This window comes from Gordonia sp. PvP123, from assembly GCF_040547295.1.
GTDB classification, from domain to species: Bacteria; Actinomycetota; Actinomycetes; order Mycobacteriales; family Mycobacteriaceae; genus Gordonia; species Gordonia terrae.
Map to the genome: position 1 here is coordinate 104319 of NZ_JBEPPN010000006.1, position 26006 is coordinate 130324.

The following is a 26006-nucleotide window of genomic DNA, read 5'->3' on the forward strand; positions in this document are numbered from 1 at the left end:
CTGCAGAGTCTACGCCTCGGCGCCCGCGTCGTACCCGTCCCGGAGGTCGAATCCCAGGACGGGTCACAGGCTGATGCGGAGACCGTCCCACTCGTGGTCGTGCATGAAACCCTCGGCGAGTCCGACGCGGTACTTGAGGCAGCTGCGGAGGATTCCGGCATACGCGAACGGGAGCATCAACGCCGGCTTCTGGTCGCCGGGAGACGTGACCACGTCGGACGCGCCGCGAAAGTCACGGACGAAGTCGCGCAGGGTCCGGTCCTTGCGCGACGAGGAGCGCCACCCGTAGAGCAGCATGCCCAGCCCGATCATCTTGTCGACGCCCGAGCCGGGGGTGATCGGCCCGTCGTCGGGGTCCCAGGTCCCGAGGAACGCGCGGTCGACTCCGTCCTCGGGCGTGAACATCATGATCCCGCTCGTCGCGCGCGGGTTGCATTCGATGCAGAACAGATCGGCGGCGTCCCCCGAACCGTTCCGGTCCTCGATGAAGTCGAATCCGATCTGGCCGGTGAAGTTCACCCGGCGGACGAAGTCACGGACCCAGCCGGCGATCTGCGGATGGTCCACCGATCGGAAGTTGAGGCACGAGCTGCCGTCGATGGCGTAGTCGACGGGGTAGGTGGCGTGCGCGTAGACGCGGCCCTCGTGGCAGACCGAATAGGTGCAGTAGTTGTTCCCCGACGCCCACTCCTGCGCGATCCACGGGTTCTGCTCGTCGTGCTCCAGCCACGTGAGCGGATCGCCGGGGGTCACCTTGTGGACCTTCTGCGACCCGCGCGAATAACAGCGCTTGAGCGCGAACGGCTGGGAGAAGTCGAGCGCTCCGACGTCTTCGGGACCGGTGACCCGCGCGAATTTGCGCGTCGGGATGCCCAGTTCGACGAGGAGTTCTTGGAAATCGTATTTGTTGTGCAGCCGGTTCTCGGTGGTGAAATCGGAGAGGAACAGGCGGCATTCGGGTGGGAACAGATCGGCGAGCATCGCGATGATGTCGGTCTCCTCGTGCACCGGGATCACCATGTCGACGTCGTTCTCGCTCACGATCCGCGCGAGCGCGTGGCAGTACGCGAGCGGCTCGAACTTCGGTGGCGGCACCCGGTGAAAGTCGCTCACCGCGTTGGAGAACCGGCCGATCCCGACCGGGATGGAATCGACGATGCTGACACGGTGCCCGGCCGCGGCCATGAGCCGCGCGAGTTCCAGGGTCAGGAACGACCTGCCGAATGTGATCAGTACATGGGCTTTTCCGGCGCTGTTCACCCGAGCGAGTCTAGTGCCGCCGGCGCGCGACGTACGGGCGGCCGATCGTCGAGGGGATCCCGCCCACAATTCTGTGCGCGAGGGAATATTCGATACCGTCCTGTCGGTTCGTGCTGTTAGTTTCTCCACGATCGGCCGGCACGTCGCACCTGCGGTATCGCGACCAGCACCAGCGCGGAGCCGGTGTCACCTCGGCCGATCGCGTGAGTTCGTAGTCGGGGTGGTCGGCGGTCCGGGCTTCACCAGAGGCTCATCCAGGCCGAGTTGGAGGAGGCATGCAGCTGTTCGTCATCGGCGTGATCGCCGCCTGTCTCGCCGCAGTCGCCTACGGGATGTCGACGGTCCTGCGCGCGCTCGGTGCGCGCCGCGTCGCCGAAGCCGCCGCCGACGAGGGCGAGGGCATCACCAACGAGAACGGCGCACCGACCCTCTCGTCGACCATGTCGACGCTGGTCGATCCCGCATTCATCCTCGGCACGACGCTGGTCGTCCTCGGGTTCGCCGGTGGTGCGCTCGCCGCCCGGTTCCTGCCCCTGTTCCTCTCCCAGACCATCGTGTCGGCGAACCTCGTCATCACCGCACTGCTCGGCACGATCATCCTCAACATCGCGCTGCACACCCGCGAATGGGTCGCCATCTGGCTGGTCGTGATGTCGCTCTGCCTGCTCGGCGTGGCGTCGTCCCACCACACCGGCGGTGGCGAGGAGGTCGGATTCCACTGGGGCCTGTTCGTCGCGACCCTCGCCCTGTGCGCCCTGGCCCTGGTGGGCGTCTACAACCTCGGCCCGGCCGGTGCGATCGTCGGCGGGGCGTCGGCCGGCTTGCTGTTCGGAATCATCGCCATCGCGGTCCGCATCCTCGACGGAGTGCAACCGTTCGACCCCGTCGCCCTGCTGAGCGATCCGGCCGCATGGACCATCGCCGCGGCGGGCGCGGTCGGCTTCTACGTCCAGACGGTCGCACTGCAACTCGGCGCGGTGAACGGGGTGACCGCTGTCCTCGTGGTCGGCGAGACGGCCGGTCCGAGTCTCGTGGGGGTCGTGTTCCTCGAGGACACGGCCAAACCCGGACTCGGCTGGCTGGCGATCCTCGGCTTCGTCGGCGCGGTCATCGGCGCCGTGCTGGTCGCGTGGTACGGCTCGGTCGACCCGGACCACCTTGGCGAGGCGCCGCCGATGAAGGGCGGCTGGCGCCGTGGCCGCGAGGAGCCCGAATCCGACGAGGCGTCCGCCGACACACCTGCGGGGACCGACGGGGCGGCGCTGACCGACGGGTTCCGCGCGCCGGACGACGACCCGCCCCCGAGCGACCCGTCACCCGATCCCGGCTTCTGGTCGGTCGACGACGACTCCGTCTACGGCGGCCGGGACTCCCGCCGTAACTGACCGCTGCGCCTGCTCCGCAGATGGTTGACACCCGCCCCGCAGATGGAGAGGGTGGGTTGATGACATCGACCAGCACGGGCTCCGCGGCCCGGCTCGCCTACGAGACCCTCGAGCCCTTCCATATCCTGGCCTACTTCAACCCCGGACTGAAAGGCGCACAGGAAGACACCGGGCTCGATCCGTACGCCTTCTACGTCGGTGCGCGGGGTGCGCCGTTCGGCCCGTGCACGGCCTCGGTCGTCGCCTCCGCCTTCTACAACTTCAACCCCGAACTGATCGCGAAGAGTTGGACGGCCGCCATCGACGCCGGGCTCGAGCGGGTCCACGACCGGCGCAACCAGATGCTCGACGATTCGCTGCGCGACATCCTCGACGACTCCATCGACGATGCAGAGCTCGATGAACTCGCTTCTGCCTATTACGATCTCGCGGCCGGCCTGCCGCTCGGCGGTCGCCCGCTGGCCGCCGCGTGGTCGACGGCTCCGACGCCCGACACCGCACGACTGCGCCTGTGGCACGCCATCGCGGTACTCCGAGAATGGCGCGGCGACAACCACATCGCCGCCCTCGCGCTCCATGGACTCAACGGATTCGACGCGGCCGTCTTCCACGAGGCACAGCTGCCCGACCCCACCGTCCGACGGCGCACACTCGGCAAACGCATCGTGCTGATGACCCGCGGGTGGTCCGAGCAGGACTGGGAGGACAGCGTCGATCGTCTCGCCGTCGCCGGGCTGGCCGAACGCGTCGACGACGGGCACCGACTCACCGCCTCCGGTGCGGCGACCTACGACGACATCGAGGCCACCACCGATGCTGCGGGAGAGTCCATCTGGGCCGGCACCGACGATCTGCTGGCGCGGACCAGGCCGGTCGTGAAGGCCGTCATCGACGCGGGCATCCTGCCGGGAACGAGGACGAAGTGAGTGCATCCGACGGTCGACTCGAGGACCTCCGGGCGATCGAAAACCTCAAATACCGGTATCTGAGGTCACTCGACACCAAGGACTGGGTGACGTTCGCATCGACCCTCACCGACGACGTCACCGGCAATTACGGTGAGGGACTGAGCTTCTCCGACCGGGACGAGTTGGTCGGGTACATGCAGACGAACGTCGGACCCGCGGTGATCACCGAACACCGTGTCGCGCACCCGGAGATCGAGATCGACGGCGACACCGCACACGGTCGCTGGTACCTCCAGGACCGGGTCATCGTCGCCGAGTTCTCGTTCATGCTCATCGGCGCCGCGTTCTACGACGACACCTACCGTCGCACCGCGGACGGTTGGCGCATCAGCAGCACGGGCTACGACCGCACCTACGAGGCGACCATCGGTCTCGCGGACCTGCCGAGCTTTGCACTGAAGGTCGGTCCCGCAGTGCGGGTCTGAGGCCGGACGATGGGCCCGCGCACCTTCGCCGACCGCCGCGAGGCGGGCCGCGTGCTGGGTGCGCGGGTCGTCACGGTGGCGAACATCCTCGCGCCACCCGTTGTCCTCGGCCTCGCCCGCGGTGGGGTCCCCGTGGCGCGGGAGGTGGCCGACGCGATCGCAGGGACGGCGGGAGCCTGCGACCTGGATGTCCTGGTGGTCCGCAAGATCGGGGCGCCGGGTCACGAGGAGTTCGCGATGGGCGCGGTCACCGCGCGCCATCTGGTGGTCAACGACGACATGCCCCGTCACCTCGGGGTGTCCCGCGCCGAGTTCGAGGAGGCCGCCGACCGGCAACGCCGTCTTCTGCACGATCGCGAACGACGCTATCGCGGCGACCGCCCGGAAGCCGAACTCCTCGGCCGGACAGTCGTTCTCGTCGACGACGGACTCGCCACCGGATCGACCATGGCCGTGGCGGTCGACTCCGTCCGGGCCGTCGGGGCCGCCCGCGTGGTGGTGGCCGTACCGACCGCACCGTCGGATTCGGTTCACCGCCTACGGGACCGCGGAGTCGACGAGGTGATCGTTCTCGTGACGCCGGAACCGTTTCGCGCCGTCGGCCTGTCCTACGAGGATTTCGCCCAGGTCGACGACGACGAGGTGATCACCGCCCTTCGCCGGCCGGGCGACTGAGCCGCCGGCGCACCCCCTGAAAACAACCCGTCAGGGCGACACCGCCGACATGCCGTCGACTGTCTTTTTCTACGGGTGGATGTCAGCGCGGTTGCGGCCGAGCGTCTTTGAGCAGGAGCTCGGCCAGTTCGGCGCGGTCGCCCACATCGAGCTTGGTGTACGCGCGGAACAGGTGCCCCTCGACGGTGCGGACCGACACGGTGAGCCGTTCGGCGATGTCCTTGTTGGACAGGCCCGCTGCCGCGAGGTTGGCGATCTCGCGCTCGCGGGAGGTCAGCGGCAACGGCTGCGCGGCCGAGATCAGCGCCGGTGTCCGCAGGCCTCCGCACGCCGACGCCAGCCGGTTCGCCACCGCGGCCGACGCCACGGTCGCCGACCGCTTGTCCGCCGCGTCGTGCAAGACGCTGGCCTGCGCCGACGCATCGGCGGCGGACAGACACACCCCGGCGTCCTCGAACGCCGCCGAACACAGATCGAGTTCGACCGCGTCGCCGTCACGCAGCGCCGCTGCGTGACGCGCGTACAGGTCCGACAGCGGACCGTCGACGCGCTCCGCCAGTTCGGCGAGCCGATCGGCGACGCCCCCGTCACCGAAGCGTGCCGCGGTGTGCAATGCCTCGGCCTCCACCGCGAACTGACCCGCGGCGCGCGCGGACGCCGCCGCGGAATGGGCGAGTTGGACGGCGGGCGTGACGGTTTCGGCCGCGGCCGCCTGCCAGGCCGCCGCGATGGCGAGCATCGGCCCGAACACCGCCACGTGCGTGCCGGACTTCTCCCGCGCCTTGGCCAGCGCGGCGCCGGCACGGTCTGCCTGCCCCAGTGCGCTGAGGGCCTGCACCAGGAAGATGTGGGCGGGGAAGTTCCAGGACTCGGAGAACCGGCCGCTGTCGAGAATCGCGAGTGTCTGCTCCATCCGACGGGTCACCGACGCACACGATCCGCGCGCGAGTTCGACTGCCGCGACCAGGATTCCCGACATCGCCCAGCCCAGGTACTGCGCGGTCTGAGCGGCGGACACGAAGCGTCCCGCCGCGACGTCCGCGTCGCCGAGCCGGCCGGTGAGGGTCAGCGCGAGGGTCTCGCCGAAGCCGGTGGGGAACCGGAGCAACCCGTCGACCTCGACCTCCCGTGAGTGCTCGGCCAGCGCCCGGACCTCCGCTCCCCGGCCGGCCACCGCGCGGGCGAGGCTGCCGCCGAACACCGCCCATTCCACCGCCCAGGGAAGCACCTTGGACTCGGCCAGGACGGAGTCGGACAGCGAGATCGCCTCGTCGATCCGATTCTCGAAAAGCGCACATGCCGAGGCGATTCCGGTGACGATCGGCGTGAGTGCGGGGTGGGTGACGCGCTCGGTCAGCAGCTGCAGTATCTCGTCGGCCCGCTCGGCATCACCGAGCGCCCAGAATGTGTTGCCGATGATCGAGTTGCCCCACAGCACCAGCCGGCCCTCGTCGAGGTCATCCGGTGAGAACCGCGCCAGGATGTCCCGCGCCTCATCCGGATGCCCCTGCCACATGACCGCCCGCGCGAGCAGCTCGGCCTCCTCGAGTCCCCCGCCCTCGTCGAGTGCCGCGCGCGCAAAGCGTTCGCCGAGTGGTGTCTGCGCGAGATTCAGTGCGTCGCGGGCTGCTGTCCGCACCAACGACAGATCGATCTCCACGTCGCTCTCGATCGCGAGGTCGGCGAGACGAATGCGTTCGGCCGGAGTGTTCGTGGGACGCGACCGCAGCGCCTCGACGAGTCGGCCGCGTAGCCGTCGCGACGAGACCAGACCCAGCCGGCGTCGGATGACCTCCCCGAACAGCGGGTGGTGGAACGCGACATCGAGGCGCCGCCCGTCGCGGGTGATGCGCACCAAGCCGGCGATCTCGGCCTCCTCGACGGCCTCTTCACCGGCGAGTTCGGCGAGGACGTCGATGTCGAGCGGCTCGCACAGGCTCAAGTACTTCAGCGCGCCCAGGACCGAACCGTCCAGTTGCTCGATCCGGCCCTCGAGCAGCGACGCGAGCTCCGAGGTGATGGCGGCACGCCCGCGGAGTTGCCACACACCGTTGACCTGCCGCAGGGTGTCGGCCTGCCGGGCGCCGTCGACGAGATGCCGGACAAACAGTGCGTTCCCACCGGAGGCCTCCCACATGAGATTCGCGGAGTGCTCCTCGAGCTGGCCGCCGAGCACGGACTCGATGAGCTCGACACTCTGTTCTTTGGTGAACGGCGACAACGTGATCCGTGTGAGATGGTTGTCCTTCCACAGCGAGGTCACCGCATCCGGGACGGTCTCGCCGCTGCGCACGGTCGCCACGATGTGCACCGCACGGTCGATCGCGAGTTGATGCAGGAGCGTTGCCGACAGTTCGTCCAGGAGGTGGGCGTCGTCGACACCGATGACGACATCGCCGTCGGCGAGCAGTGATTCACGCGCTGCCGCAAGGTAGGTGACCGGATCGCTCGACGTCGCGGGGCCGACGAGATGAGCGAAGACGCCCAGCGGGATCGACCGCGCGGACTCGGTACCCGCGACCCACCGCACCCCCGTGGGCAACTCGGCGGTGACATGCCGCGCAAGGGTGGTCTTGCCGACGCCGGAGTCGCCCGTCAGGACCACGCCACAACCGGTCGTCTCACCCCTGAGTGCCGCCTGGATCGTGCGGAACTCCCGATCGCGCTCGACAAGCGGCCAATTCGTGGACATAACCGCGAATTTTAGTCTGCCGGTGCCTACAATGGGCCGCGCCGAAGCACCAATGTGGTCCAACCGGATGGCAGTGGCCAGCACTCAGCGAATCCCGGATTCGACATCAGCGGATCGAAGTACGCGAACTACGCATCCCGGGCGTTCGTGACCGCCACCGCCGCCGCCAGGAGCACGAGAGTGAACGCCGCGAAGTACAGCAACGATCCGTAGGCGTTCCAGTGGAAGGTGTCGCTGCCACCCGCGAGGAAGTTCCAGCCGTTGAGGAACGGCAGGAATGACACGATGTGCTCACCCACACGCGGGAGCACCGACACGATGCGCTCGAGGGCCAGCATCCAGACGAGCATGATCGCCACCGCGCCCGCCGAATGCCGCACGAGCGCCCCCACCGCGAGGCCGATCAGCGCGCACAGCATCGCGAAAACCGGCGTGCCCCAGAGATGTCGGACGGTCTCGGACCCGGTCAGTGAGACCCCGACACCGGACAGCATCTGCGCGACCACGACCGCGACGACGCACAGGATCGCGACCACTGCGAACGAGAGTCCGCCGAACACGACCGCCTTCGCGATGAGGATCCGTGGGCGGCGCGGAATCGCGGCGAAGGTCGGGCGGATGGTGCCGAAACGATACTCGGTGGTGACACCCAGGATGGCCATGATCGCCAGGACCGCGACCCCGAACTGGTCGACGCCGATCAGGAAGTCGCCGGTGAGTGTGTCGGCCTCGCCGGGACTTCCGTACGAGGTTCCGGCGACGGCACCGAGCAGCACCGCAATACCCAGACCCAGCACGACGACGACACCGAGGCACCAGTACGGCGACCGCGTGCTGGCGAGCTTGATCCGTTCGGCGTTGATCGCGGCGATCACCGGCTCACTCCCCCCTGGTTGTCGGTGGCGGTGTAGTCGACAGCGTGGGCCGTCATCGACATGAACACCTCTTCGAGCGACGCCGACTCGGCGGAGAGCTCGTGCAACGTGATGCCCGCGGCGGCGGCGAGATCGCCGACGTGATCGGTCGTGGTGTCCGGTATGCGCATCACCGGACGCCCGCGATCATCCGGGTCTCCCGGTGCGGGGTTCAGCCCCGCCGCGGCGAGCGCGGCATGCAACTGCTCCAGCTGCGGGCCGCGCACCCGCACGGACTGCCGAGCCCGTCCGGTGAACTCACCCACCGAGCAGTCGGCGATCAGCCGCCCCCGCCCGATGACGACGAGATGATCTGCGGTGAGCGACATCTCGGTGAGCAGGTGGCTCGACACCAGCACCGTTCGACCCTCGGCGGCGAGCTTGCGCATGAACCCACGGATCCACACGATCCCCTCCGGATCGAGGCCGTTGACCGGCTCGTCGAACAACAGCGTGTGCGGGTCGCCGATGAGGGCGCCCGCCAGCCCGAGTCGCTGCGACATGCCGAGCGAGAAGCCGCCCGCGCGTTTCTTGGCCACCGACGTGAGCCCGACCGTCTCGAGCACCTCGTCCACCCGGGCGACCGGGATCTGGTTGCTTGCCGCCAGCCATCGCAGATGGGAACGCGCACTGCGGTTCGGGTGCACCCACCGGGCGTCGAGCAGCGCGCCGACCTGACGCAGCGGATGGTCGAGGTCGCGGTAGCGCTGACCGTTGATCGTGGCCGTACCCGAGGTCGGGCGATCGAGACCGAGCATCATGCGCATCGTGGTCGACTTGCCCGCACCGTTGGGCCCCAGGAAGCCGGTCACCCGTCCCGGCCCGACTTCGAAGGTGAGGTCGTCGACCGCGCGTTGACCGCCGAAGTCCTTCGTCAGATTCGCTACCCGCAACACGCCTCGACCATAGCCGTCCAACCCGGAGCGGCCCGGTCCGTCATTCGGACGGCCTGTCGCGGGCGACCGTCAGCTCTGCTCCCGGCCGGGCGAGGACGCGTGGGCCCAGAAGCGCTTGGGGATCCGGCCCGCCCGCGCGGCGAGCCGGCCCGCGATCACCGCATGCCGCATCGCCGTCGCCATCTGTTCGGGGTTCTCCGCGCGGGTCACCGCGGTGGCCAGAAGCACTCCGTCGCAACCGAGTTCCATCGCCAGGGCCGCGTCGCTCGCGGTACCGATGCCGGCGTCGAGGATGACCGGCAGCGGGTCGTCGAAGCGGGTGCGGCAGTCGTCGACGATCATCTCGATGTTGTGCGGGTTGAGGATTCCGAGGCCGGTCCCGATGGGCGAGCCGAGGGGCATCACCGCGGCCACGCCGAGATCGGCGAGTCGTGCGGCCAGGACCGGGTCGTCATTCGTGTAGGCCAGGACGACGAATCCGTCCGCGACCAGGGCGGCCGCCGCGTCGACGAGCTCGATGGCGTCGGGCATCAGGGTGCGCTCGTCGGCGACCACCTCGAGCTTGACCCAGTCGGTCTCGAACGCCTCGCGCGCCAACTGCGCGGTCAGCACCGCCTCGGCGGTGGTGTGGCACCCCGCCGTGTTCGGCAGGACCGCGATGTCGAGCCTCCGCAGCAGGTCGAAGACCCCGGTGCCCGAGGCGGCGTCGACGCGGCGGACCGCGACGGTGGTGAGTTCGGTGCCCGACGCGACGAGTGCGCGTTCCAGGGTCGCGAGATTCGACGCGCCCCCGGTGCCGGTGATGAGCCGAGACGAGAACTCGCGGCCGCCGATCCGCAACGGGTCGGGTGTCAACTGGTCAGCCACCCTGCACCGCCGTGACGATCTCGACGACGGCGCCGTCGGTCATGGTGTGCCGGTCCCAGCGGCCGCGCGGGACGACCGCGCCGTCCACCGCGACTGCGATCCCGCGATCCGGCAACCCGAGTCCGGCGACCACATCGCGCACCGAGGCGTCGGCATCGACGTCCACTGTCTCGCCGTTCACCGTGATACTCATTCCTCGACTCCTTCCAGGATCGACAGGACCCGCTCCGCGGTACCGGGAGCGAGGACGATCCCATTGCGTCCGTGCCCGGTCGCCACGACCGTGCGGGCGTCCACGCGGGTGACGAGCGGTAACCCGTCGGCGGTGCACGGCCGCAGGCCGGCCGCCGCTTCGGTCAGCTCATACGTCCGCAGCCCGGGCATCACCTCGATCGCGTCGGCCAGCAGGTCGGCGACCCCGCCGGCCTGGGGCGTCCGGTCGGCCATCCCCTCCGCCTCGTACTGGGTGGCCCCGACGACGACCCCGTCCTCGCGCGGGACCACGTACACGGCGCGGCCGTGCAGGCGAGCCCGGACGACGTGGTCGGGCGGGGGCACCGACCACCGCGTGCGACGAAGCCGCAGGATCTCCCCCTTGGCCGGGTGCAGGTCGACGTCCGGCCACAGTGCCGCGGTGCCGAGTCCGGCGGCGAGCAGGACCTGCGCGTCAGGGCGCAGGTCGTCGACATCGGACAGGGACTCGAGGCGAGCGGAGACGAGCTCCACGCCGGCACCGGTGGCCGCGGCGCGCAGCGCCTCGAGCAGTCGGCGGTTGTCCACCGACCATTCGCCGATCGCGCGGTAGCCACCGACGAGTCGAGAACTCAGTGACGGTTCCAGTGTTCGGATGTCGCGGCCGGTCACCGGCTGTAGCGCGGCATCGGTGCCGGGCTGACCGGACCAGACGAAGTCGGCGAGGTGTCGCAGATACTCGAGGTCGGTGGCCGAGGCCGCGACGAAGAGCGAGTCGGTGGCGGTGACGACGGCCGGATCGTCGAGTCGCTTCACGAGCGCAGGCCAGCGGCGGACCGACTCGACCGACAGGGCGAGCGATGCCTCCTCGCCGGGGATCCCCTCGCCGAGCGAACCGAGCATGCCGCCCGCGACCCACGAGGCGCGCTCCTCGGTGCCGGCGTCGAGTACGCGAACCCGCCACCCGGCGTCGGCCGCGGCGAGCGCGCACGTCAACCCGATGACGCCGCCGCCCACGACCGTGAGCAGGCGGTGCGCAGGCTTCTGCTGAGGGGAATTCACGCTGGAATCACCTTCCTTCGCCGGAATGACCCGGATCAGGTTCGACGGTCAGCGGATGGGTCCGCACTCTCAGCCCGGCCGATCCGGACTCCCGTGTGTTCGTGCGGTCCACCCTACGCCCGGGCCTCGGGCGTCCGGTTAGCCTGGTCGGCGTGACGACCCCGAACCCCACCACGTCAGCGTCCGCGGACTCCGGCCGCGCGGCGGACCGTCGTCGTCGGCTCTCCGCGGCCCGCCTCTACCTGTGCACCGACGCCCGGCGCGAACGCGGCGACCTCCTCGACTTCGTCGATGCCGCGCTCGCGGGCGGCGTCGACATCGTGCAGCTCCGTGACAAGAACTCACCGGGCGAACGCGAGTTCGGGACCCTCGAGGCGCGGGAGGAACTCGAGATCCTCGCCGGCTTGCGGGCCGTCGCCGATGCGCACGGCGCATTGCTGGCGGTCAACGACCGCGCCGACATCGCGGCGCTCTCCGGCGCCGATGTCCTGCACGTGGGACAGGGCGACCTCGCGCCGTCGGCGGCCCGCCGGATCGTCGGCCCGGAGGTGATCATCGGCGCCTCGACCCACGACCCCGACCAAGCCGCCGCCGCGATCGCCGACGAGGACGTCGACTACTTCTGCGTCGGCCCGTGCTGGACCACGCCCACCAAACCCGGCCGCGCCGCCGCCGGCCTCGACCTCGTCTCCGCAACTTCGGAAATGCTGTCGGGGACAACACAATCGCCGAAGCCGTGGTTCGCCATCGGCGGGATCGACGCCGGCCGCGTCGGCGAGGTGACCGCGCTCGGGGCCCGGCGGATCGTCGTCGTCCGAGCCATCACCGCGGCCGCCGACCCGGCCGCCGCGGCCCGCGACCTCGCCGGGATGCTGTAGCGGCTCACCGCCGGCCGCGGGCAAACACGTTTGCCCGGTCGATACCTCGGGTCTATGGTGGACCGATCATGTTGTGCATCACGAGCGTTCTCGTAACCCGCCGCAGCGGGGTCTGACTCTGACCGACCCCCCGCTGCGGGTCGGTTGCGCTCTCCAGTCGGTCATCCGTTCTTCGACCGAAATCGGTTAATGAGATGCACCCTCTTCATCTGTCCCATCCATCCTGTTCGTGGCATGAGTGCGGCGACCGCCGCGGTGACGATCTGTTCACCGAGCGGTACGGACGTCCGCTTCCCCCTGGAATGCACGAGGAGGCGACCGGGATGACCTGGCAGGAATTCACCGACGAATACTCCCGCGGCGGCGCGATCCGGCTCGGATCATGGTCGGTCGTGTCGTGTCCGGGCGACCTGGTCGAGTGCCGGGCGACACTCGCGATCGCCGACCGCATCAGGTCGTGCAGCGCGGTCGCCGCCGGTCCGGTCGGCGCGATGACCTCGATCCTCCACGACGTCGGCGCCCCGGTTCAGATCGTCCGCCTGCATCAGCGGGTGGTCGACGGCGTGGTCACGACGTTCCTGCTGTGCGAGAACGACGGCCGCCAGGCGTGGGCCGCCGGCGAGGGTGCGAGCGGCGACGAGGCGAACGTCCACGCCCTGATCGCGGGCGCGAACCGTCTGCTGGACGCCGATCGTGTCGGGGTCTGACGGGTAGGGAGCGGGACTCAGCTCTGGGGGTCGAGCATCGCGATGCGCTCGCGAAGCGTGGGCCAGGCGAGCCCGAACGCCGGGTGCAGCGGCAGCTGGTCGACGCGCTTCTCGTCGACCCACCGCAGCTCGGTGGATTCGAAGTTGGCGACCGTGCGGACCGGCGAATCGGTCTCGGCGATCACGGTCGTGTAGGTCCATCCGCCGGGTGACTCGTGGGTGACGACGGCCGCGACGACGCGCAGATCGTCGCCGGTGATGCCGGCTTCTTCCTCGGCTTCGCGAATCGCCGTGTCGACGGCGCCTTCGTGCGAGTCGCGCGCGCCGCCGGGCAGCGCCCATGTCCCGCCCTGGTGCGACCAGGCGGCGCGATGCTGGAGGAGCACACCGGTCGATCCCTCCGGCAACGGCGCCCGCAGCAGCAGACCTGCCGCGCCGTGGACACCCCAATATCGTGAACCGTCGGGATCGATCACCCAGCCGTCGCCGTCGCCGCGCACCACGCCTCCTCGCAACCCGATCGCGTCGACCGGGTGCCTCCACCGTAAGTGAGACGCGCGCCACCTGCCAGGGAGTCCGCGCAGCGCTTGCGGATCCCGGGTGGCGAACCCTGAGGCGACCCGGTTGCACGCACTGCGAGCCGAACGGTCGAGGTCGGCGACGCGGGGCCGGTCGAGCCCGGAGGAACCCCGCCCGATGGCATAGGGTGAAACACGCACGACCCGGTGAACGATGACCCAGATGACACAACACCTGGCGTTGATCGCCCGGCCACGCGAATCCGGAACGGGGAACCGGTGACCGTACGACCGCACCGGAGACGATCCAGCGTTCGAGAAGGGATCAGGTAGGTGACCGGCGACGCGTCCTCCGTGCGGACGGCGCTGACGCGTGGCGGTCGCACGATCCGACCGGCGCAATCCTCACCCCCGATCCGACAGGTGCTCGCCGACCGGCGCGAACTCGTCGCCACGGCCCGGGAACGCGCCCAGTCGCCCTTCCAGACCCTCCGGCACTTCGCGGTCACCACCCCCGGCAAACTCATCATCATCTGCGGCATCCTGGCGCTCGGCTGTCTGAGCACCGGGCTGTACGCGTCGACGGTTCTCGAGGACCGCACCCAGACCCTGCAGCGCCTCATCGATCGGACCGAACCGCTCGCCGAGGCCGCACAGGTCCTCTACAGCTCGCTGTCGATCGCCGACGCCTCCGCGAACGCCGCCTTCATCTCGGGCGGTCTCGAGACCCCCGAGTTGCGGCAGCGCTACTCCGACGCGCTGGCGACGGCGTCGTCGTCGTTGATCCTGGCGACCGGTACGTCCAGCGAACCCGGTTCCGGCATGGCGTCGGACCGGGCGGAGCAGGCCGTCAGCGCCGACCTCGAGACCCTCTCCACCTCGATCCCGGTGTACAGCGGTCTCATCGAGACGGCGCGAACCAACAACCGACTCGGCAACCCGGTCGGCTCGGCGTACCTCGGCCAGGCGTCGTCGATGATGCAGGACGAGATCCTCCCGGCCGCACAGCGCCTGTACGAGCGGCGTTCGATGGCCATCGCCGATCCCCAACACACGCTCACCCGCCCGCCGTGGACCGTGTACGCGCCACTGTTGTTCCTGCTCGCCGCGCTGGTGCTGACCTCGCGCTACCTCGCACGCCGAACCCGCCGCCGGTTCAACCTCGGGATCGTCGCGGCCGTCTTCGCCCTCAGCATCGGGACGCTGTGGCTGCTCGCCTCCGGCCTGATGTCGGTGGCGGCGACCAGCGACGCCCGCACCGAGGGCGCCGACCCGCTCCGCGACCTGACCGCTGCCCGCATCCTCACCCAACAGGCCCGGTCGGCGGAGACGCTGTCGCTGATCCGCCGCGGCGACCAGGGCGGACTCGAACGCAGCTTCTCCGCGGCGACCAGCGAGATCGGCAACATCGTCGACGACGTGCGCGGCGGAACCGAGGACGGCGACAGTGCGGTCACCGCCGAGCAGCTGGACACGGTGACCGCGGCGCTGACGGAGTGGAAGCGCACCGACGCCGCCGTCCGCCGCTACATCCAGACCGGGAACTTCGGTCTCGCCCGCCTGCACACCGTCGGTGACGGACCGGACAGCTCCGCGCGCGCCTACACCGCGGTCGACACCGCGCTGGTCGATGCGATCACCACCGCCCGGAACTCGTTCCGCGACGACATCAACACCGCGCAGCGCGTCCTCGGGTTCACCGGCACCGGCATCCTGCTGCTCACCGTCTTCGCCGGTGTCGCGATCGTGGGCGGTCTCATCCCCCGGATCCGGGAGTACCGATGACGACCATGCCCGCACCTCATACCCCGTCACGTCATCGCCTGCTGACCTTCGTGGTCCTGCTCGCGCTCACCGGCCTCGTCGCCACGGGGTGCGTGCGGTTTCCCGCACCCGAATCGCCCCCGCCCACCGCCACCGCCGGACCACCGGTGCTGCCCGGCGTCCAGGTCGACGTGCCGGTCGAACCACTGCCGAGTTCCGAGGCCTGCAATGCGACCCTGACCCTTCGGCCGCCCGCCCAGATGCCGCTCCCGCGCCAGATGCCGCCGAACTCGACGATGGCCGGGATCCTGGAACGCGGCCGGCTCATCGTCGGCCTCGACATCGGCTCCAACCTGTTCAGCTTCCGCGACCCGATCACCGGCGACATCCAGGGCTTCGACGTCGACATCGCGCACGAGATCGCCGGCGCCATCTTCGGCGACGACCGTCGCGTCGAGTTCCAGGTCCTGAGCTCCGCCCAGCGGATCGACGCCCTGCGGGACATGACGGTCGACGTGGTGATCAAGACGATGAGCATCACGTGCGACCGGTTGCGCGACATCAGCTTCTCGGCTCCCTATTACGTTGCCTCGCAGCGCATTCTGTCGTTCCGGAATTCGAATGTCACCGGCCCGGCGCAACTGGCCGACAAGCGTGTCTGCGCGGCGCGCGGGACGACCTCGATCGGCCGCATCCAGGCCATCCAGCCCCGCGCCACCATCGTCAGCACGACGACCTGGGCCGACTGCCTGGTGCTGATGCAACAGGGGCAGATCGACGCGGCGACCACCGACGACGCCATCCTCGCGGGTCTGGCCGCACAGGACCCGTGGTTGCGGGTCGTCGGCCCCAGCCTCGGGGAGGAGTTCTACGGCGTCGGAATCCCGAAGGGCCAGGACGACATGATCCGGTTCGTCAACGGGGTCCTGGAGCGCATCCGCGTGACCGGTCGCTGGCAGGAGATCCGCGACCGGTGGTTGTCCATCCTCGACAGCGGGTACGGCGCGCCCCAGCCGTACTACCGGGACTGATGCCCATGGACGGCGCAGCGCGCAACGATCACGACACCGACGATGTCCGCCACGATCCGGCGGGCGACGATCGGGGCGGCGACGATCGAGGCGGCGACGATCAGGCGGGCGACGATCGGGGCGGGGACCTCGGCACCCAGCGCGTCTCGCTCGACGCGCTTCTCGGCGAGGACGAGGTCGGGCAGGACGAGGCCGGCGAAGTGGGGCAGGACGAGGTCGGGCAGGACGAGGTCGGCGAGGTCGGCACCCAGAAGGCCGACCTCGCGGCGCTGACCGCCGGCTCCGACGACACCACCGACCCGCGGCCCGGTCGGCGCACCGACCCCGATGTCGGAACACAGGCTGTCGCACCGGTGTTCACCGTCGGGGTGGACCCCGACGATCGGACCGACCGCGTCGTGCGGTCCCGTCCGGCCGTACCCCATCCGGAGCCCGACTCGGGTCCGCTCGGCCGGCGACTCGTGCCGCGCCGCCGTCCTCCGGTGCACGAACGCCGGCTCGGCAGCGGCCTGGTCGAGATGCCGAAGATCACCGACATCGAACCCGAGGACGCCGTCATCGACGACCCGGTGATCGCCGACAACAAGCGGTTCTGCTGGCGCTGCGGCAAACCGGTCGGCCGCGTCGAGGGCGAGGGCGCCGGACCGCCGACCGGTGATTGCGGGAACTGCGGCGCCCGATACTCGTTCGTTCCCGGTCTCGCTCCCGGCACACTGGTCGCCGACCAGTACGAGATCGCCGGTGCGATCGCCCACGGCGGCCTGGGCTGGATCTACCTGGCCATCGACCGCAATGTGAGCGATCGGCCCGTCGTCCTCAAAGGCCTGCTGAACTCCTCGGATTCGGAGGCACAACGCGTCGCGGTCGCCGAGCGACAGTTCCTGGCCTCGGTGAACCATCCCGGGATCGTCAAGATCTACAACTTCGTCGAGCACGTCGACGACGATGACCGCTTCGGCTACATCGTGATGGAGTACATCGGCGGTCAGACGCTCAAGCAGATCACCGCAGGCGACCCGGACAACTCGTTGCTCTCGGTCGAACAGGGTCTGGCCTACATCCTGGAAGTGCTTCTCGCCGTGGGCTACCTACACTCGGTCGGCCTGGTCTACAACGACGTCAAGCCCGAGAACATCATGGTCGGCAGTGACGAGGTGAAGCTGATCGATCTCGGTGCCGTCTCCCCGATCAACGGTTACGGGCACCTCTACGGCACGCCCGGGTTCCAGGCGCCGGAGATCGTCAAGACCGGACCGCAGATCGCGACCGACATCTACAGCATCGGACGTACCCTCGCTGTCCTCACCGTGCCGATGGAGATGCGTCACGGGCGCTACGTCGATGGCCTGCCCACCGCGTCGAAAACGCCGCTGTTCCGGAACAATCCGTCGTATTACCGCCTCTTGCAGCGCGCCACGGCGCCCGATCCGGCCGACCGCTTCGTCTCCGCGGAGGAGATGAGCACGCAGGTGCTGAACGTGTTGCGCGAGACCGTCGCCGTGCACACCGGCGTTCCGCGTCCAGCGCTGTCCACGGTGTTCACCCCGCAACGTTCGACCTTCGGCACCGACCTCATGCTCGCGCCCGTCGACGGCTTCTTCGACCCCGATCAGGCGGCGTTCTACGACCCGGTGGACATCGCCAACGCGCTGCCCGTCCCACTGGTCAACCCGCTCGACCCGGCCGCGAGCCTGCTCACCTCGGCGGCGCTGTCGGATCCGCGCCAGACCCTCGACTCCATCAACACCGCCCGCGCAGAGGGTTTCGCGTCGCTCTTCGGCGGCCGACCGGTCAAGAACGCCCACCCCTCTCGGGAGATCGATCTCGCCGAGGCACGCGCTCACCTGCAACTCGATGACGTCGACACCGCGCTCGCCCTTCTGCAGGAAGTCCGGGCCCACCACGGCGATTCGTGGCGGGTCGAGTGGTACATGGGCATCTGCGCGCTGATGAACGACGAGCCCGAACTCGCCTACGAGCGCTTCGACGAGGTCCTCGGCGCGATGCCCGGCGAGGTGGCACCCAAGCTCGCCGTCGCCGGAACGGCCGAGCTCATCGGCCGCTGGCTGGCCGACGAGAAGGGCCCCGCGAAGTCCGCGGACAAGATAGCCAAGCTGTATGACGTTGCGCAGCACCACTATCACGATCTGTGGCTCACGGACCACAGCATCGTCACCGCCGCCTTCGGACTGGCCCGGCTCGCGGTGGCCGCCGGTGACATCGACGCCGCCATCCAACCGCTCGACGAGGTGCCGGCCACCAGTCGCCACTTCAACACCGCACGCGCGACGGCGATCATCGCGCTCGTCCACGGCCGGCCCACCTCGCAGGTGACCCGTGAGCAGATCGTCGAGGCGGCCCGACGTCTCGAGCAGATCCCGGACACCGAACCACGCAAGGCCCGGATGCTGCTGATCGTGTTGGGTACCGCGCTGGGCTGGATCCACGACAACCCCGAGGATGCCGCACAGGACAAAGAACCCTCCACGTTGCTCGGATTCCCGTTCACCGAGTACGGGATTCGCACCGGCACCGAGCGCTCGCTACGTCAGCTGGCCCGTCTGACCCGCACCAACCGAGCACACCGGTTCATGCTGGTCGACCTCGCCAACTATGTCCGACCGAACACGTTGTTCTAGGGCGTTTCGAAAGGCGTCCCGGTTGCGTTGCACACGAGCGGTTCTTGCCTGAGGAGATCCTCGAGGTGCGCCTCGACCGACGTTGGACGTCGGCGACGCACGCGCCGTGGTGGTCGGACGTCGATGACGTGGCTGATCGTCAACCATGAGCGGCGCGCGTCTTGGCGGTGTGGCGTCTCCGGGCGTGCTTGATCGCCGGGCCGGGTGGTCGGTCCGTGGATCTCGGCGCGTATGTCGCGTAGAAGTTCTGCGAACCGCCGGGGTATGTCGGGTCGGCGGTTGAGGCGGTCGGGATTGGGTGGTGCGCCGGGTTCGGCGTTGAGTCGCCAGACGCAGCGGCCTTCGTCGGGTCCGGACCGTTCGATGTGGGTGGTGTACTGGCCGGGCTGGTCGCCGACCATCCGGTTGTGCCGCGGGCAGGCCGGGGCGAGGTCGTCGATGTCGGTGAGACCACCCTTGGCCCAATCCTTGTGGGCGTGATGGAGTTCGACCTGGGTGGCGGGTTGATCGCATCCGGGTGCCGAGCACACTTCACCGTCGGGGCGGGCGAAGGAAACGAGGCGTTGTTCGCGGGTGGCCAGACGCTTGCCCCTACCGAAGTACAGCGGCACCGCGGTGGCGTCTTTGAAGATCGCCAACCACGGTTGCACGTCGCCGGCCATCGCGAGCAGGTCGGGGATGGGCAGCAGGGTGCCGGTGGCGGTGGTCGCGAGCCCGGCTTCGCGGATCAGGTCGCCCAGATCGGCTTTGATGATCAGATGGGCGGGCAGGCCGCGGTGCGACGTTCCGAGAATCCCGTCTGAAAAGCCAGCGGTGAGTGCGGCGTCGAGCGCGTCGTGATTCGTCTGGGCGAGGGTGCGGCCGTCACGATCGGCTGCGAGCGCGAGGGCGTCGGGGTCGGCGGTGTCGGCGGGTCCGCTGGGTGAGGCGGGGTCGTCGGGGTTGTTGAGTCCGGGCTTGCCCCATACCGCGAACATCATCGTCAACCGGGCGGCGAGTGTGGGAGTCAGCGTGCCCGAGATCTTCGCGGTGCCATCGGCGCGTTGCCGACCGATCCACAGGCCTCGTCGTCGTTGCTGATCGGTGTCGTCCGTGAGGGTGCCGTCCGGATCGAGGTGGGCGATTAGGCGTGCGCCGAGTTGGGTGATGTCGGCCGGTGTGTGGTCGATGGCGATCTCGGCCATCTGCCGCTCGGCGGCGACTCTGATGTCGTGGTCGATAGTGCCTGGGATGCGGTCGAGGACGTCGAGTGCGGCGTGTACGTGTGCGGTGCCGACCGTTCCTTGGGCGAAAGCCTCGGCGAGGCACGGGTGTTCGGGCGGTAGGACCTCGCCGCTGAGGCTGGTGCGGGTGGCGGTGGCGTCCATCTGCTTACGACGCCGCACCGGGTTGGAGACCCGCAGCCGGTGGGTCATGAACTGCATGAGCGTGCGGCAGCCCGTCTTGCGGGGGAGGTCGCGGGCCTCGGCCTGATCGATTTGCCGGTCACCGGCAAAGGTCAGTCGCGCGATGGCGCGTTCGGTCGCCGATGCGACGTCGATCAGCTCGTCGTCGGTGCACGGAGACAGGTCGACCGTCTGCAGTTCGTCGAGGATCGCATGCAGCTCGGCCACCAACTCGACGGCACGCGGTTGCAGTGAAGCGGATTCGTCGGACATGGTCACCCTCCCCCCGGGGACGATTGCGCGAATGCATGTTCGAGTGTAGCGGCTATTTTGCTGGTGCGCAATGCTTTTGAGTGTCGTACCGCAGGAAGGAACCTGTCGGTGGTGCGTGGTAGGAGTGGGTCGGTGGCAAACCATCCTGCTCCGCGGTCGTTGACTGATCCTGCGCTCCCATCACAGAACCGTCGCCTGGGTGTCTATCGATGCGGGCGGCTGAAGCCAATGCCGTGGTGGACCGCACTGGCGGCGGCAGGGTAATTCCCGCCCTGAGCTTCACCCTTTGGCCTGCGTTCTCAACACAGCCGAGCGGCCTACTAAATCTCCAATCCACTTTTCGAAGGCGACGGGAGCGATGACGCCAAGTTGCCGGGATGGTTACACTACTCACATGACCAGCGAAGACGTGGCGGCCTTTGGGTATCTGCGACTCGCTGGCGGACGCTTTGACGTCGCGGAAGGGCTGCCGGTGGTCTCTGCTGCCGAGCTGGAGCGGTACGCCTTGCTCGTCAGCGCAGTAGCCCGTGAGCTCTACCTACGGGCACACCCCAAGCGCCAACGGGTTCCCCGAGGATTCGACGGCGCTTTCGATCTGCGGTTGACCCGCGTCGGCAGAGGCAGCCAAATTCCCGTGCTCGTGCGACCGACGATCAACGACGGCGCGCTGTTCCAGAACACGGACTGGCACGAGAACGCACGGCGCCTGATAAACAGTGCGCTGGGCGACATAGGCACTCGCGACCGAGTTCCCACATCCTTTCCGCCTGCGGCCATTAAGCCTTTGGCCCAGTTCGGCCGTAGCTTGCGTGCAAACGAGCGGATTGAACTGGCAGACAACGAGGATGATCCGATACGCGCTGTCCTCACAGTCGACACTCGTAGGCGTATCCAGCAACTCGCGAAGTTGGATGAGCTGGAGATTGAGACGGTTGTCGTCGGCCAGGTGACCGGGTTGTCCTCTACCCCACCGCATGTCGATGTAGCTGTTCCCGAGGAACTCTCACAACGGAAGATCGGCGCAACATTCTCCGATCCGTCCGTGTTCGATTCACTACACAGCTACCTAGGCTTCGGTGAAACCGCACCGCCGGTTGCGCTTAGCGTCATTGCGGTGCAGAACCGCGAGGGCCTCATTGTGAAGATCACCGATGTATTGCATGTCGAACCGGCCCTGCCACCCGCATGGTCCGAACGCTTGCGAGAGCTCGCCGGACTCTCAGACGACTGGCTACATCCGGGGTCGAAACCTCCGTCGATCGACACAATTGAGAGAGTTGAACGAATCCTCCTTGCAACACTCGACGCCGAGGTGGCAGCGCCGGCGATCTACCCGTCTGGCGACGGTGGTATCCAACTCGAATGGCGAACATCTTCTCGCGCGGTAGAGGTAGAGGTCGCCAATTCTGGTGGGATTGAGGCCTCTTGGTATGGGCGGGCCAATGATGACGACGGCGAGGACGTTACCTTCCTAGTCGACGATCCAGACGGTGTTGCCGACTTCGTGAAGGATGCGATCAGTGAGTGACGAAGACAAACTCGGCGCAGGCGAAGACATCCTCGGCGAGCAGGAAGAACTGTTGTGGCGCAACGCCCACCCGGCATGGATAGTGGACGGCGCGTTGACCTCGCAAGCTTTCCGACCTACGCCGAAGGACCAGCAAAAGCTGTCGACAGCACGCGAGGTGAAGGTTTCAGCAGAGGCGAACTTTAAAGAGTACACCCTAGAGTTCGAGTTCGACTCAGGCGGCGTGTGGGCGGTCTCAGTCGGTGAGGTGCACGAGCAGGGGATCCGAGCCATCTACGACGAGAACTCTCCGTCGACACCCAAGCCGTGCCTTAAAGGACACACGTCCATCGACTTCACAAGCATCTCGAATAATCAGGCGAAGCGGATAGGCGGAAGATTGCGTGATCGTGCTGAAGCGCGCGGAAGGCAGCACCCTCCGCTAGACAAGGATTGAGTCCGCGACGTGGCACAGAGACCTGAGTAAAACACTGGCCACATGCGTTCCGCCTGAGGAGATCTGAGGTAGATCTGACCTAGCGCTGGACTGAGCGACCAGGGTCAGACCCCAACCACCGCCGCCGATTGCCGCGCGATGGCGAGCTCTTCGTTGGTCGGCACGACGAGCACCTCCACAGCACTGTCATCCGCCGAGATCCGACGAGCAGCCCTGCCGCGCACGGCGTTCCGCTCCTCGTCGACGACGATCCCGAACCCTTCCAAGCCCGCCAGCGCACGAGAGCGAACGACTGCCGAGTTCTCCCCCACCCCCGCCGTGAAGGTGATGGCATCGACGCGGCCGAGGGCGAAGGCGTAGGCGCCGACATAGCGGCGCAGGCGGTGGATGTAGACGTCGAAGGCGCGTCGGGCGGCGTCGTCGCCGGAATCCATCAGCTCCGTGATGGCGCGGAAGTCGTTCTCCCCGCACAGGCCTCGAAGTCCCGACCGTTTGTTGAGCAGCGTGTCGATCTCGCCGACGGACAGGTTCGCCACCCGGTTCAGGTGCAGCACGAGCCCGGGATCGAGATCGCCGCTGCGGGTTCCCATCACCAGCCCCTCGAGCGGCGTCATACCCATGGAGGTGTCGATGGGCTGCCCGCCCGCGATGGCCGACGCCGACGCGCCGTTGCCGAGATGCAGCACGATCTGGTTCAGCGACGCCGGGTCGCGGTCCAGGAACTCGGCCACCCGCCCGGACACGTACTCATGGCTGGTGCCGTGAAACCCGTAGCGGCGGATCGCATGCTCGTCGGCGACCGCACGGTCGATCGCGTACGTCGCGGACGCATCCGGGAGTCCATGGAAGAAGGCGGTGTCGAAGACCGCGACCGACGGGACGTCCGGCAGCAACTCCTGCGCGGCCAGGATTCCGACCAGATTCGCGGGATTGTGCAACGGTGCCAGCGGAGAGATGCGCTCGATCTCCGAGATCACCTCGGGGGTGACGACAGTCGGCTCGTAGAACGACCTGCCGCCGTGGACAACCCGATGCCCGACCGCGCTCAGTCCCGCGTCCGCCAGATCGGTTCCGTTGTCGGCGAAGAACCGCTCCGCACGCCGGACCGCGGCGAGATGGTCGTCGAGTTCCAGCGTCTCGGTGACCGTCTCGCCGTTCTGTTCATGCGTCATCGACGAGCCGGTGTCGCCGATCCGCTCCGCGATGCCCTCCGCGAGCACCGTGCCGTCAGCCGGTTGCACCAGTTGATATTTCAACGACGACGAGCCGGCGTTGAACACCAGCACCGCACCGGACGCCGCGCTCATCGACGATCCTCCTCGTCGGCGGCGCCGGCGTTCTCGGCGATCGGGTCCACACCCTCCTGCTGGGCTTGGATCGCGGTGATCGCCACGGTGTTCACGATGTCGGAGACGAGAGCTCCGCGACTCAGATCGTTGATCGGCTTGTTCAGACCCTGCAGCACCGGTCCGATGGCGATCGCCCCCGCGCTGCGCTGGACCGCCTTGTACGTGTTGTTGCCGGTGTTCAGGTCGGGGAAGATCAGCACGGTCGCGCGACCGGCGACCGGCGAGTCGGGCATCTTGGTCTTCGCCACCGAGGGTTCCACCGCGGCGTCGTACTGGATCGGCCCCTCGACCAGCAGCTCGGGTTCCCGCTCCCGCACGAGTTCGGTTGCGGTCTTCACCTTCTCGACGTCGGCGCCCGATCCGGACGTTCCCGTGGAGTAGGACAGCATCGCGACCCGGGGGTCGATACCGAAGGCCGCCGAGGTCTGCGCAGACGAGATGGCGATGTCGGCGAGCTGCTCGTCGGACGGGTCGGGGACGATGGCGCAGTCCCCGTACGCGAGGACCTTGTCGGCCAGACACATGAAGAACACACTCGAGACGGTGGACACCCCGGGTTTGGTCTTGATGATCTCGAAGGCCGGTCGAATGGTGTGCGCGGTGGTGTGCGACGCCCCCGACACCATCCCGTCGGCGCGCCCGGTGTGCACCATCATCGTGCCGAAGTAGGACACGTCCCGCATCTTCTCCTGCGCCCGTTCGAAATCCATGCCCTTGTGCTTGCGCAGATCGGTGTAGATCCGGGCGAACTCGTCGAGGTACTCCGACTCGGCCGGGTCGATGACCGTCACGTCGGTCAGGTCGAGTCCGAGTTCGATGGAGCGCTCGCGCACCGCGTCGGGATCACCGAGCAGGGTGAGGTCGGCGACCCCGCGCCGGGCAAGCCGGTTGGCCGCGCGCAGGATCCGATCGTCATCCCCCTCCGGCAGCACGATGTGCTTCCGGTCGGCACGCGCGCGCGAGATCAGGCGGTACTCGAACATCTGCGGCGTCACCACGGTCGGCGTCGACACGTTGAGGTTGAGCATGACCTTCTCGGGGTCGACGTGGGTCTCCATGAGCGACAGCGCAGCCTCGATCTTGCGCGCCGAGCCCACCCCGAGCCGGCCGCGCGTGTGGGCGGCGGTGCGCGCGGTGTCGTAGGTGCCCTGTGGACAGCTGATGATCGGGAGGGTCGGCTTCAAGCCGCTCACCAGCGCCTCGATCATCGGATGCGGCTTGAGGCCGCCGTTGAGGATGATGCCCGCCAGGCGCGGAAACCCCTGTGCGGTGTTGGCGTTCACCAGGGCGAGAAGGACATCCGACCGATCGGCGGGCGTGATGACCACCGTGCCGTCGGTGAGTCGCTCGAGGATGTGCTCGACGGTCATGCCCCCGACCATCACCCGCAGCGCCTCACGATCGAGCAACTCCTCGTCGCCGCTGTACATGGTCGCGCCGAGCGCTTCTTTCAGCTCGCCCATCGTGGGAGCGAACAGCACCGGCTCCTCGGGCAGACACAGTGCGGGAACACCGGTGCTGCGCAACTGGTCCCGGATCTCGTCCAGACGGTCGGGATCGCACCGGTTCGCAACCAGCGCGATCGGGGTCGCATGTGCGGCCGTCACCTCGGCGATCAGACCCTCGGCCAGACCATGCAGTTCTGCCGGCGACCGGTCGATCGCCCTGATCGCCAACACCATCGGAGCAGCGAGGTTGGCGGCGATCCGGGCGTTGTAGCTCAGCTCCGACGGGGTTCCGACGTCGGTGTAGTCCGAGCCCACGATGACGACGCGGTCGCACCGGGACTGGATGGCGTGAAAGCGGGCGACGATCTCCGCGATCGCGCCCTCGGGATCGTCGTGGACCTGTTCGTAGGTGACGCCGAGACAGTCCTCATACGGGATGTCGGCCGAGTCGTAGTCCAGGAGAAGGTCGAGGATCGGATCACGGTCATCGGTGGCCGTCCGCGAGATCGGTCGGAACACGCCGACGCGTCCGCCGGTGGCCGACAGCAACGCCAGCAGTCCCAGCGCGACGATGGACTTGCCGGTCTCGCCCTCGGCCGAGGCGATGTAGATACTCGTCGTGGTGTCGGTGACGACCTGTTCCGCACTCGCGGGTCCGTCGGCGTTCGCGGTCTGGACTGCATCCGTGGCCATGCGCCCCAGCATAGTGGCGGT

At 68.3% G+C, this 26006-nt stretch carries 22 protein-coding genes and 1 riboswitch; of the genes, 11 read left to right on the forward strand and 11 right to left on the reverse strand.

Annotated features, from left to right (window positions below; genetic code table 11):
- Nucleotides 1-63 precede the first annotated feature (63 nt).
- A complete protein-coding gene (locus tag ABIC25_RS13005) occupies nucleotides 64-1260 on the reverse strand; it encodes an ATP-grasp domain-containing protein (protein WP_004022472.1) in 1197 nt (398 codons plus the stop codon).
- Nucleotides 1261-1535: 275 nt separating this feature from the next.
- Here ABIC25_RS13005 and ABIC25_RS13010 point away from each other — a divergent pair, with 275 nt between their 5' ends.
- Genes ABIC25_RS13010 through ABIC25_RS13025 form a run of 4 tightly spaced genes read left to right on the forward strand, consistent with a single transcriptional unit; the run spans nucleotide 1536 to nucleotide 4713 of the window.
- Entirely contained in the window at nucleotides 1536-2645 is a 1110-nt protein-coding gene (locus ABIC25_RS13010; RefSeq protein WP_004022473.1) for a hypothetical protein, read from the forward strand.
- 59 nt (nucleotides 2646-2704) lie between these two features.
- Nucleotides 2705-3571, forward strand: coding sequence for an SCO6745 family protein (locus ABIC25_RS13015; protein WP_354561769.1), 867 nt, complete (start codon nucleotides 2705-2707; stop codon nucleotides 3569-3571).
- Nucleotides 3568-4038 carry a nuclear transport factor 2 family protein gene (locus ABIC25_RS13020; RefSeq protein ID WP_354561770.1) on the forward strand — a complete coding sequence of 157 codons (471 nt, stop codon included), beginning with the start codon at nucleotides 3568-3570 and terminating at the stop codon, nucleotides 4036-4038. The genes ABIC25_RS13015 and ABIC25_RS13020 overlap by 4 nt, the downstream gene beginning before the upstream one ends.
- 9 nt (nucleotides 4039-4047) lie before the next feature.
- Entirely contained in the window at nucleotides 4048-4713 is a 666-nt protein-coding gene (locus ABIC25_RS13025) for a phosphoribosyltransferase (protein ID WP_354561772.1), read from the forward strand.
- An 82-nt stretch (nucleotides 4714-4795) separates the two neighbouring features.
- Here the strand turns inward: ABIC25_RS13025 and ABIC25_RS13030 are convergent, their stop codons facing one another.
- The 6 genes from ABIC25_RS13030 to thiO all read right to left on the reverse strand — a co-directional run bounded on the left by ABIC25_RS13030 (nucleotide 4796) and on the right by thiO (nucleotide 11336).
- Entirely contained in the window at nucleotides 4796-7405 is a 2610-nt protein-coding gene (locus tag ABIC25_RS13030; RefSeq protein ID WP_354561773.1) for a LuxR C-terminal-related transcriptional regulator, read from the reverse strand.
- 128 nt (nucleotides 7406-7533) lie between these two features.
- Nucleotides 7534-8280, reverse strand: coding sequence for an ABC transporter permease (locus ABIC25_RS13035; RefSeq protein WP_248643856.1), 747 nt, complete (start codon nucleotides 8278-8280; stop codon nucleotides 7534-7536).
- The gene (locus ABIC25_RS13040; RefSeq protein WP_239403979.1) at nucleotides 8277-9215 is read right to left on the reverse strand and encodes an ABC transporter ATP-binding protein; all 939 of its coding nucleotides are present in this window, start codon (nucleotides 9213-9215) and stop codon (nucleotides 8277-8279) included. Before ABIC25_RS13040 ends, ABIC25_RS13035 begins: the two co-directional genes overlap by 4 nt.
- 69 nt (nucleotides 9216-9284) lie before the next feature.
- A complete protein-coding gene (locus ABIC25_RS13045; RefSeq protein ID WP_239403978.1) occupies nucleotides 9285-10082 on the reverse strand; it encodes a thiazole synthase in 798 nt (265 codons plus the stop codon).
- Entirely contained in the window at nucleotides 10075-10275 is a 201-nt protein-coding gene (thiS, locus tag ABIC25_RS13050; protein ID WP_101820805.1) for a sulfur carrier protein ThiS, read from the reverse strand. Before thiS ends, ABIC25_RS13045 begins: the two co-directional genes overlap by 8 nt.
- Entirely contained in the window at nucleotides 10272-11336 is a 1065-nt protein-coding gene (gene thiO / locus ABIC25_RS13055) for a glycine oxidase ThiO (protein ID WP_354561774.1), read from the reverse strand. The genes thiS and thiO overlap by 4 nt, the downstream gene beginning before the upstream one ends.
- A riboswitch (TPP riboswitch) is annotated at nucleotides 11331-11441 on the reverse strand. Its footprint overlaps the gene before it by 6 nt.
- A 47-nt stretch (nucleotides 11442-11488) precedes the next feature.
- Here thiO and thiE point away from each other — a divergent pair.
- Nucleotides 11489-12214, forward strand: coding sequence for a thiamine phosphate synthase (gene thiE / locus ABIC25_RS13060; RefSeq protein WP_354561776.1), 726 nt, complete (start codon nucleotides 11489-11491; stop codon nucleotides 12212-12214).
- 323 nt (nucleotides 12215-12537) lie between these two features.
- Nucleotides 12538-12921, forward strand: a complete 384-nt coding sequence (locus ABIC25_RS13065; RefSeq protein ID WP_239403975.1) for a hypothetical protein — start codon at nucleotides 12538-12540, stop codon at nucleotides 12919-12921.
- Nucleotides 12922-12938: 17 nt separating this feature from the next.
- On the opposite strand, the gene ABIC25_RS13070 is transcribed toward ABIC25_RS13065, so the two are convergent.
- Complete coding sequence (locus ABIC25_RS13070) at nucleotides 12939-13421, reverse strand: NUDIX hydrolase (RefSeq protein WP_101820842.1); 483 nt, start codon at nucleotides 13419-13421, stop codon at nucleotides 12939-12941.
- Between the two features lie 351 nt (nucleotides 13422-13772).
- Here ABIC25_RS13070 and ABIC25_RS13075 point away from each other — a divergent pair, with 351 nt between their 5' ends.
- The 3 genes from ABIC25_RS13075 to ABIC25_RS13085 are packed head-to-tail and all read left to right on the forward strand — an operon-like array spanning nucleotide 13773 to nucleotide 18873.
- The gene (locus ABIC25_RS13075; RefSeq protein WP_354561777.1) at nucleotides 13773-15224 is read left to right on the forward strand and encodes a GlnX family signal transduction membrane protein; all 1452 of its coding nucleotides are present in this window, start codon (nucleotides 13773-13775) and stop codon (nucleotides 15222-15224) included.
- 5 nt (nucleotides 15225-15229) lie between these two features.
- On the forward strand, nucleotides 15230-16234 hold the full coding sequence (locus ABIC25_RS13080; protein ID WP_435529085.1) for a glutamate ABC transporter substrate-binding protein: 1005 nt from the start codon (nucleotides 15230-15232) through the stop codon (nucleotides 16232-16234).
- Nucleotides 16235-16239: 5 nt separating this feature from the next.
- On the forward strand, nucleotides 16240-18873 hold the full coding sequence (locus ABIC25_RS13085) for a serine/threonine-protein kinase (protein ID WP_354562030.1): 2634 nt from the start codon (nucleotides 16240-16242) through the stop codon (nucleotides 18871-18873).
- Here the strand turns inward: ABIC25_RS13085 and ABIC25_RS13090 are convergent.
- Nucleotides 18870-20531, reverse strand: a complete 1662-nt coding sequence (locus ABIC25_RS13090; RefSeq protein ID WP_354561780.1) for an HNH endonuclease signature motif containing protein — start codon at nucleotides 20529-20531, stop codon at nucleotides 18870-18872. The two genes, ABIC25_RS13085 and ABIC25_RS13090, sit on opposite strands and share 4 nt — an antisense overlap.
- Before the next feature lie 394 nt (nucleotides 20532-20925).
- Here ABIC25_RS13090 and ABIC25_RS13095 point away from each other — a divergent pair, with 394 nt between their 5' ends.
- The gene (locus ABIC25_RS13095; RefSeq protein ID WP_248643862.1) at nucleotides 20926-22059 is read left to right on the forward strand and encodes a hypothetical protein; all 1134 of its coding nucleotides are present in this window, start codon (nucleotides 20926-20928) and stop codon (nucleotides 22057-22059) included.
- Entirely contained in the window at nucleotides 22052-22495 is a 444-nt protein-coding gene (locus ABIC25_RS13100) for a hypothetical protein (RefSeq protein WP_248643863.1), read from the forward strand. The genes ABIC25_RS13095 and ABIC25_RS13100 overlap by 8 nt, the downstream gene beginning before the upstream one ends.
- 104 nt (nucleotides 22496-22599) lie before the next feature.
- Here ABIC25_RS13100 and ABIC25_RS13105 read toward each other — a convergent pair whose 3' ends face one another.
- Together ABIC25_RS13105 and pta are read right to left on the reverse strand one after the other, a co-directional pair.
- A complete protein-coding gene (locus ABIC25_RS13105) occupies nucleotides 22600-23802 on the reverse strand; it encodes an acetate/propionate family kinase (protein ID WP_248643864.1) in 1203 nt (400 codons plus the stop codon).
- Nucleotides 23799-25997, reverse strand: a complete 2199-nt coding sequence (pta, locus tag ABIC25_RS13110; RefSeq protein WP_239403972.1) for a phosphate acetyltransferase — start codon at nucleotides 25995-25997, stop codon at nucleotides 23799-23801. Before pta ends, ABIC25_RS13105 begins: the two co-directional genes overlap by 4 nt.
- Nucleotides 25998-26006: the final 9 nt, after the last annotated feature.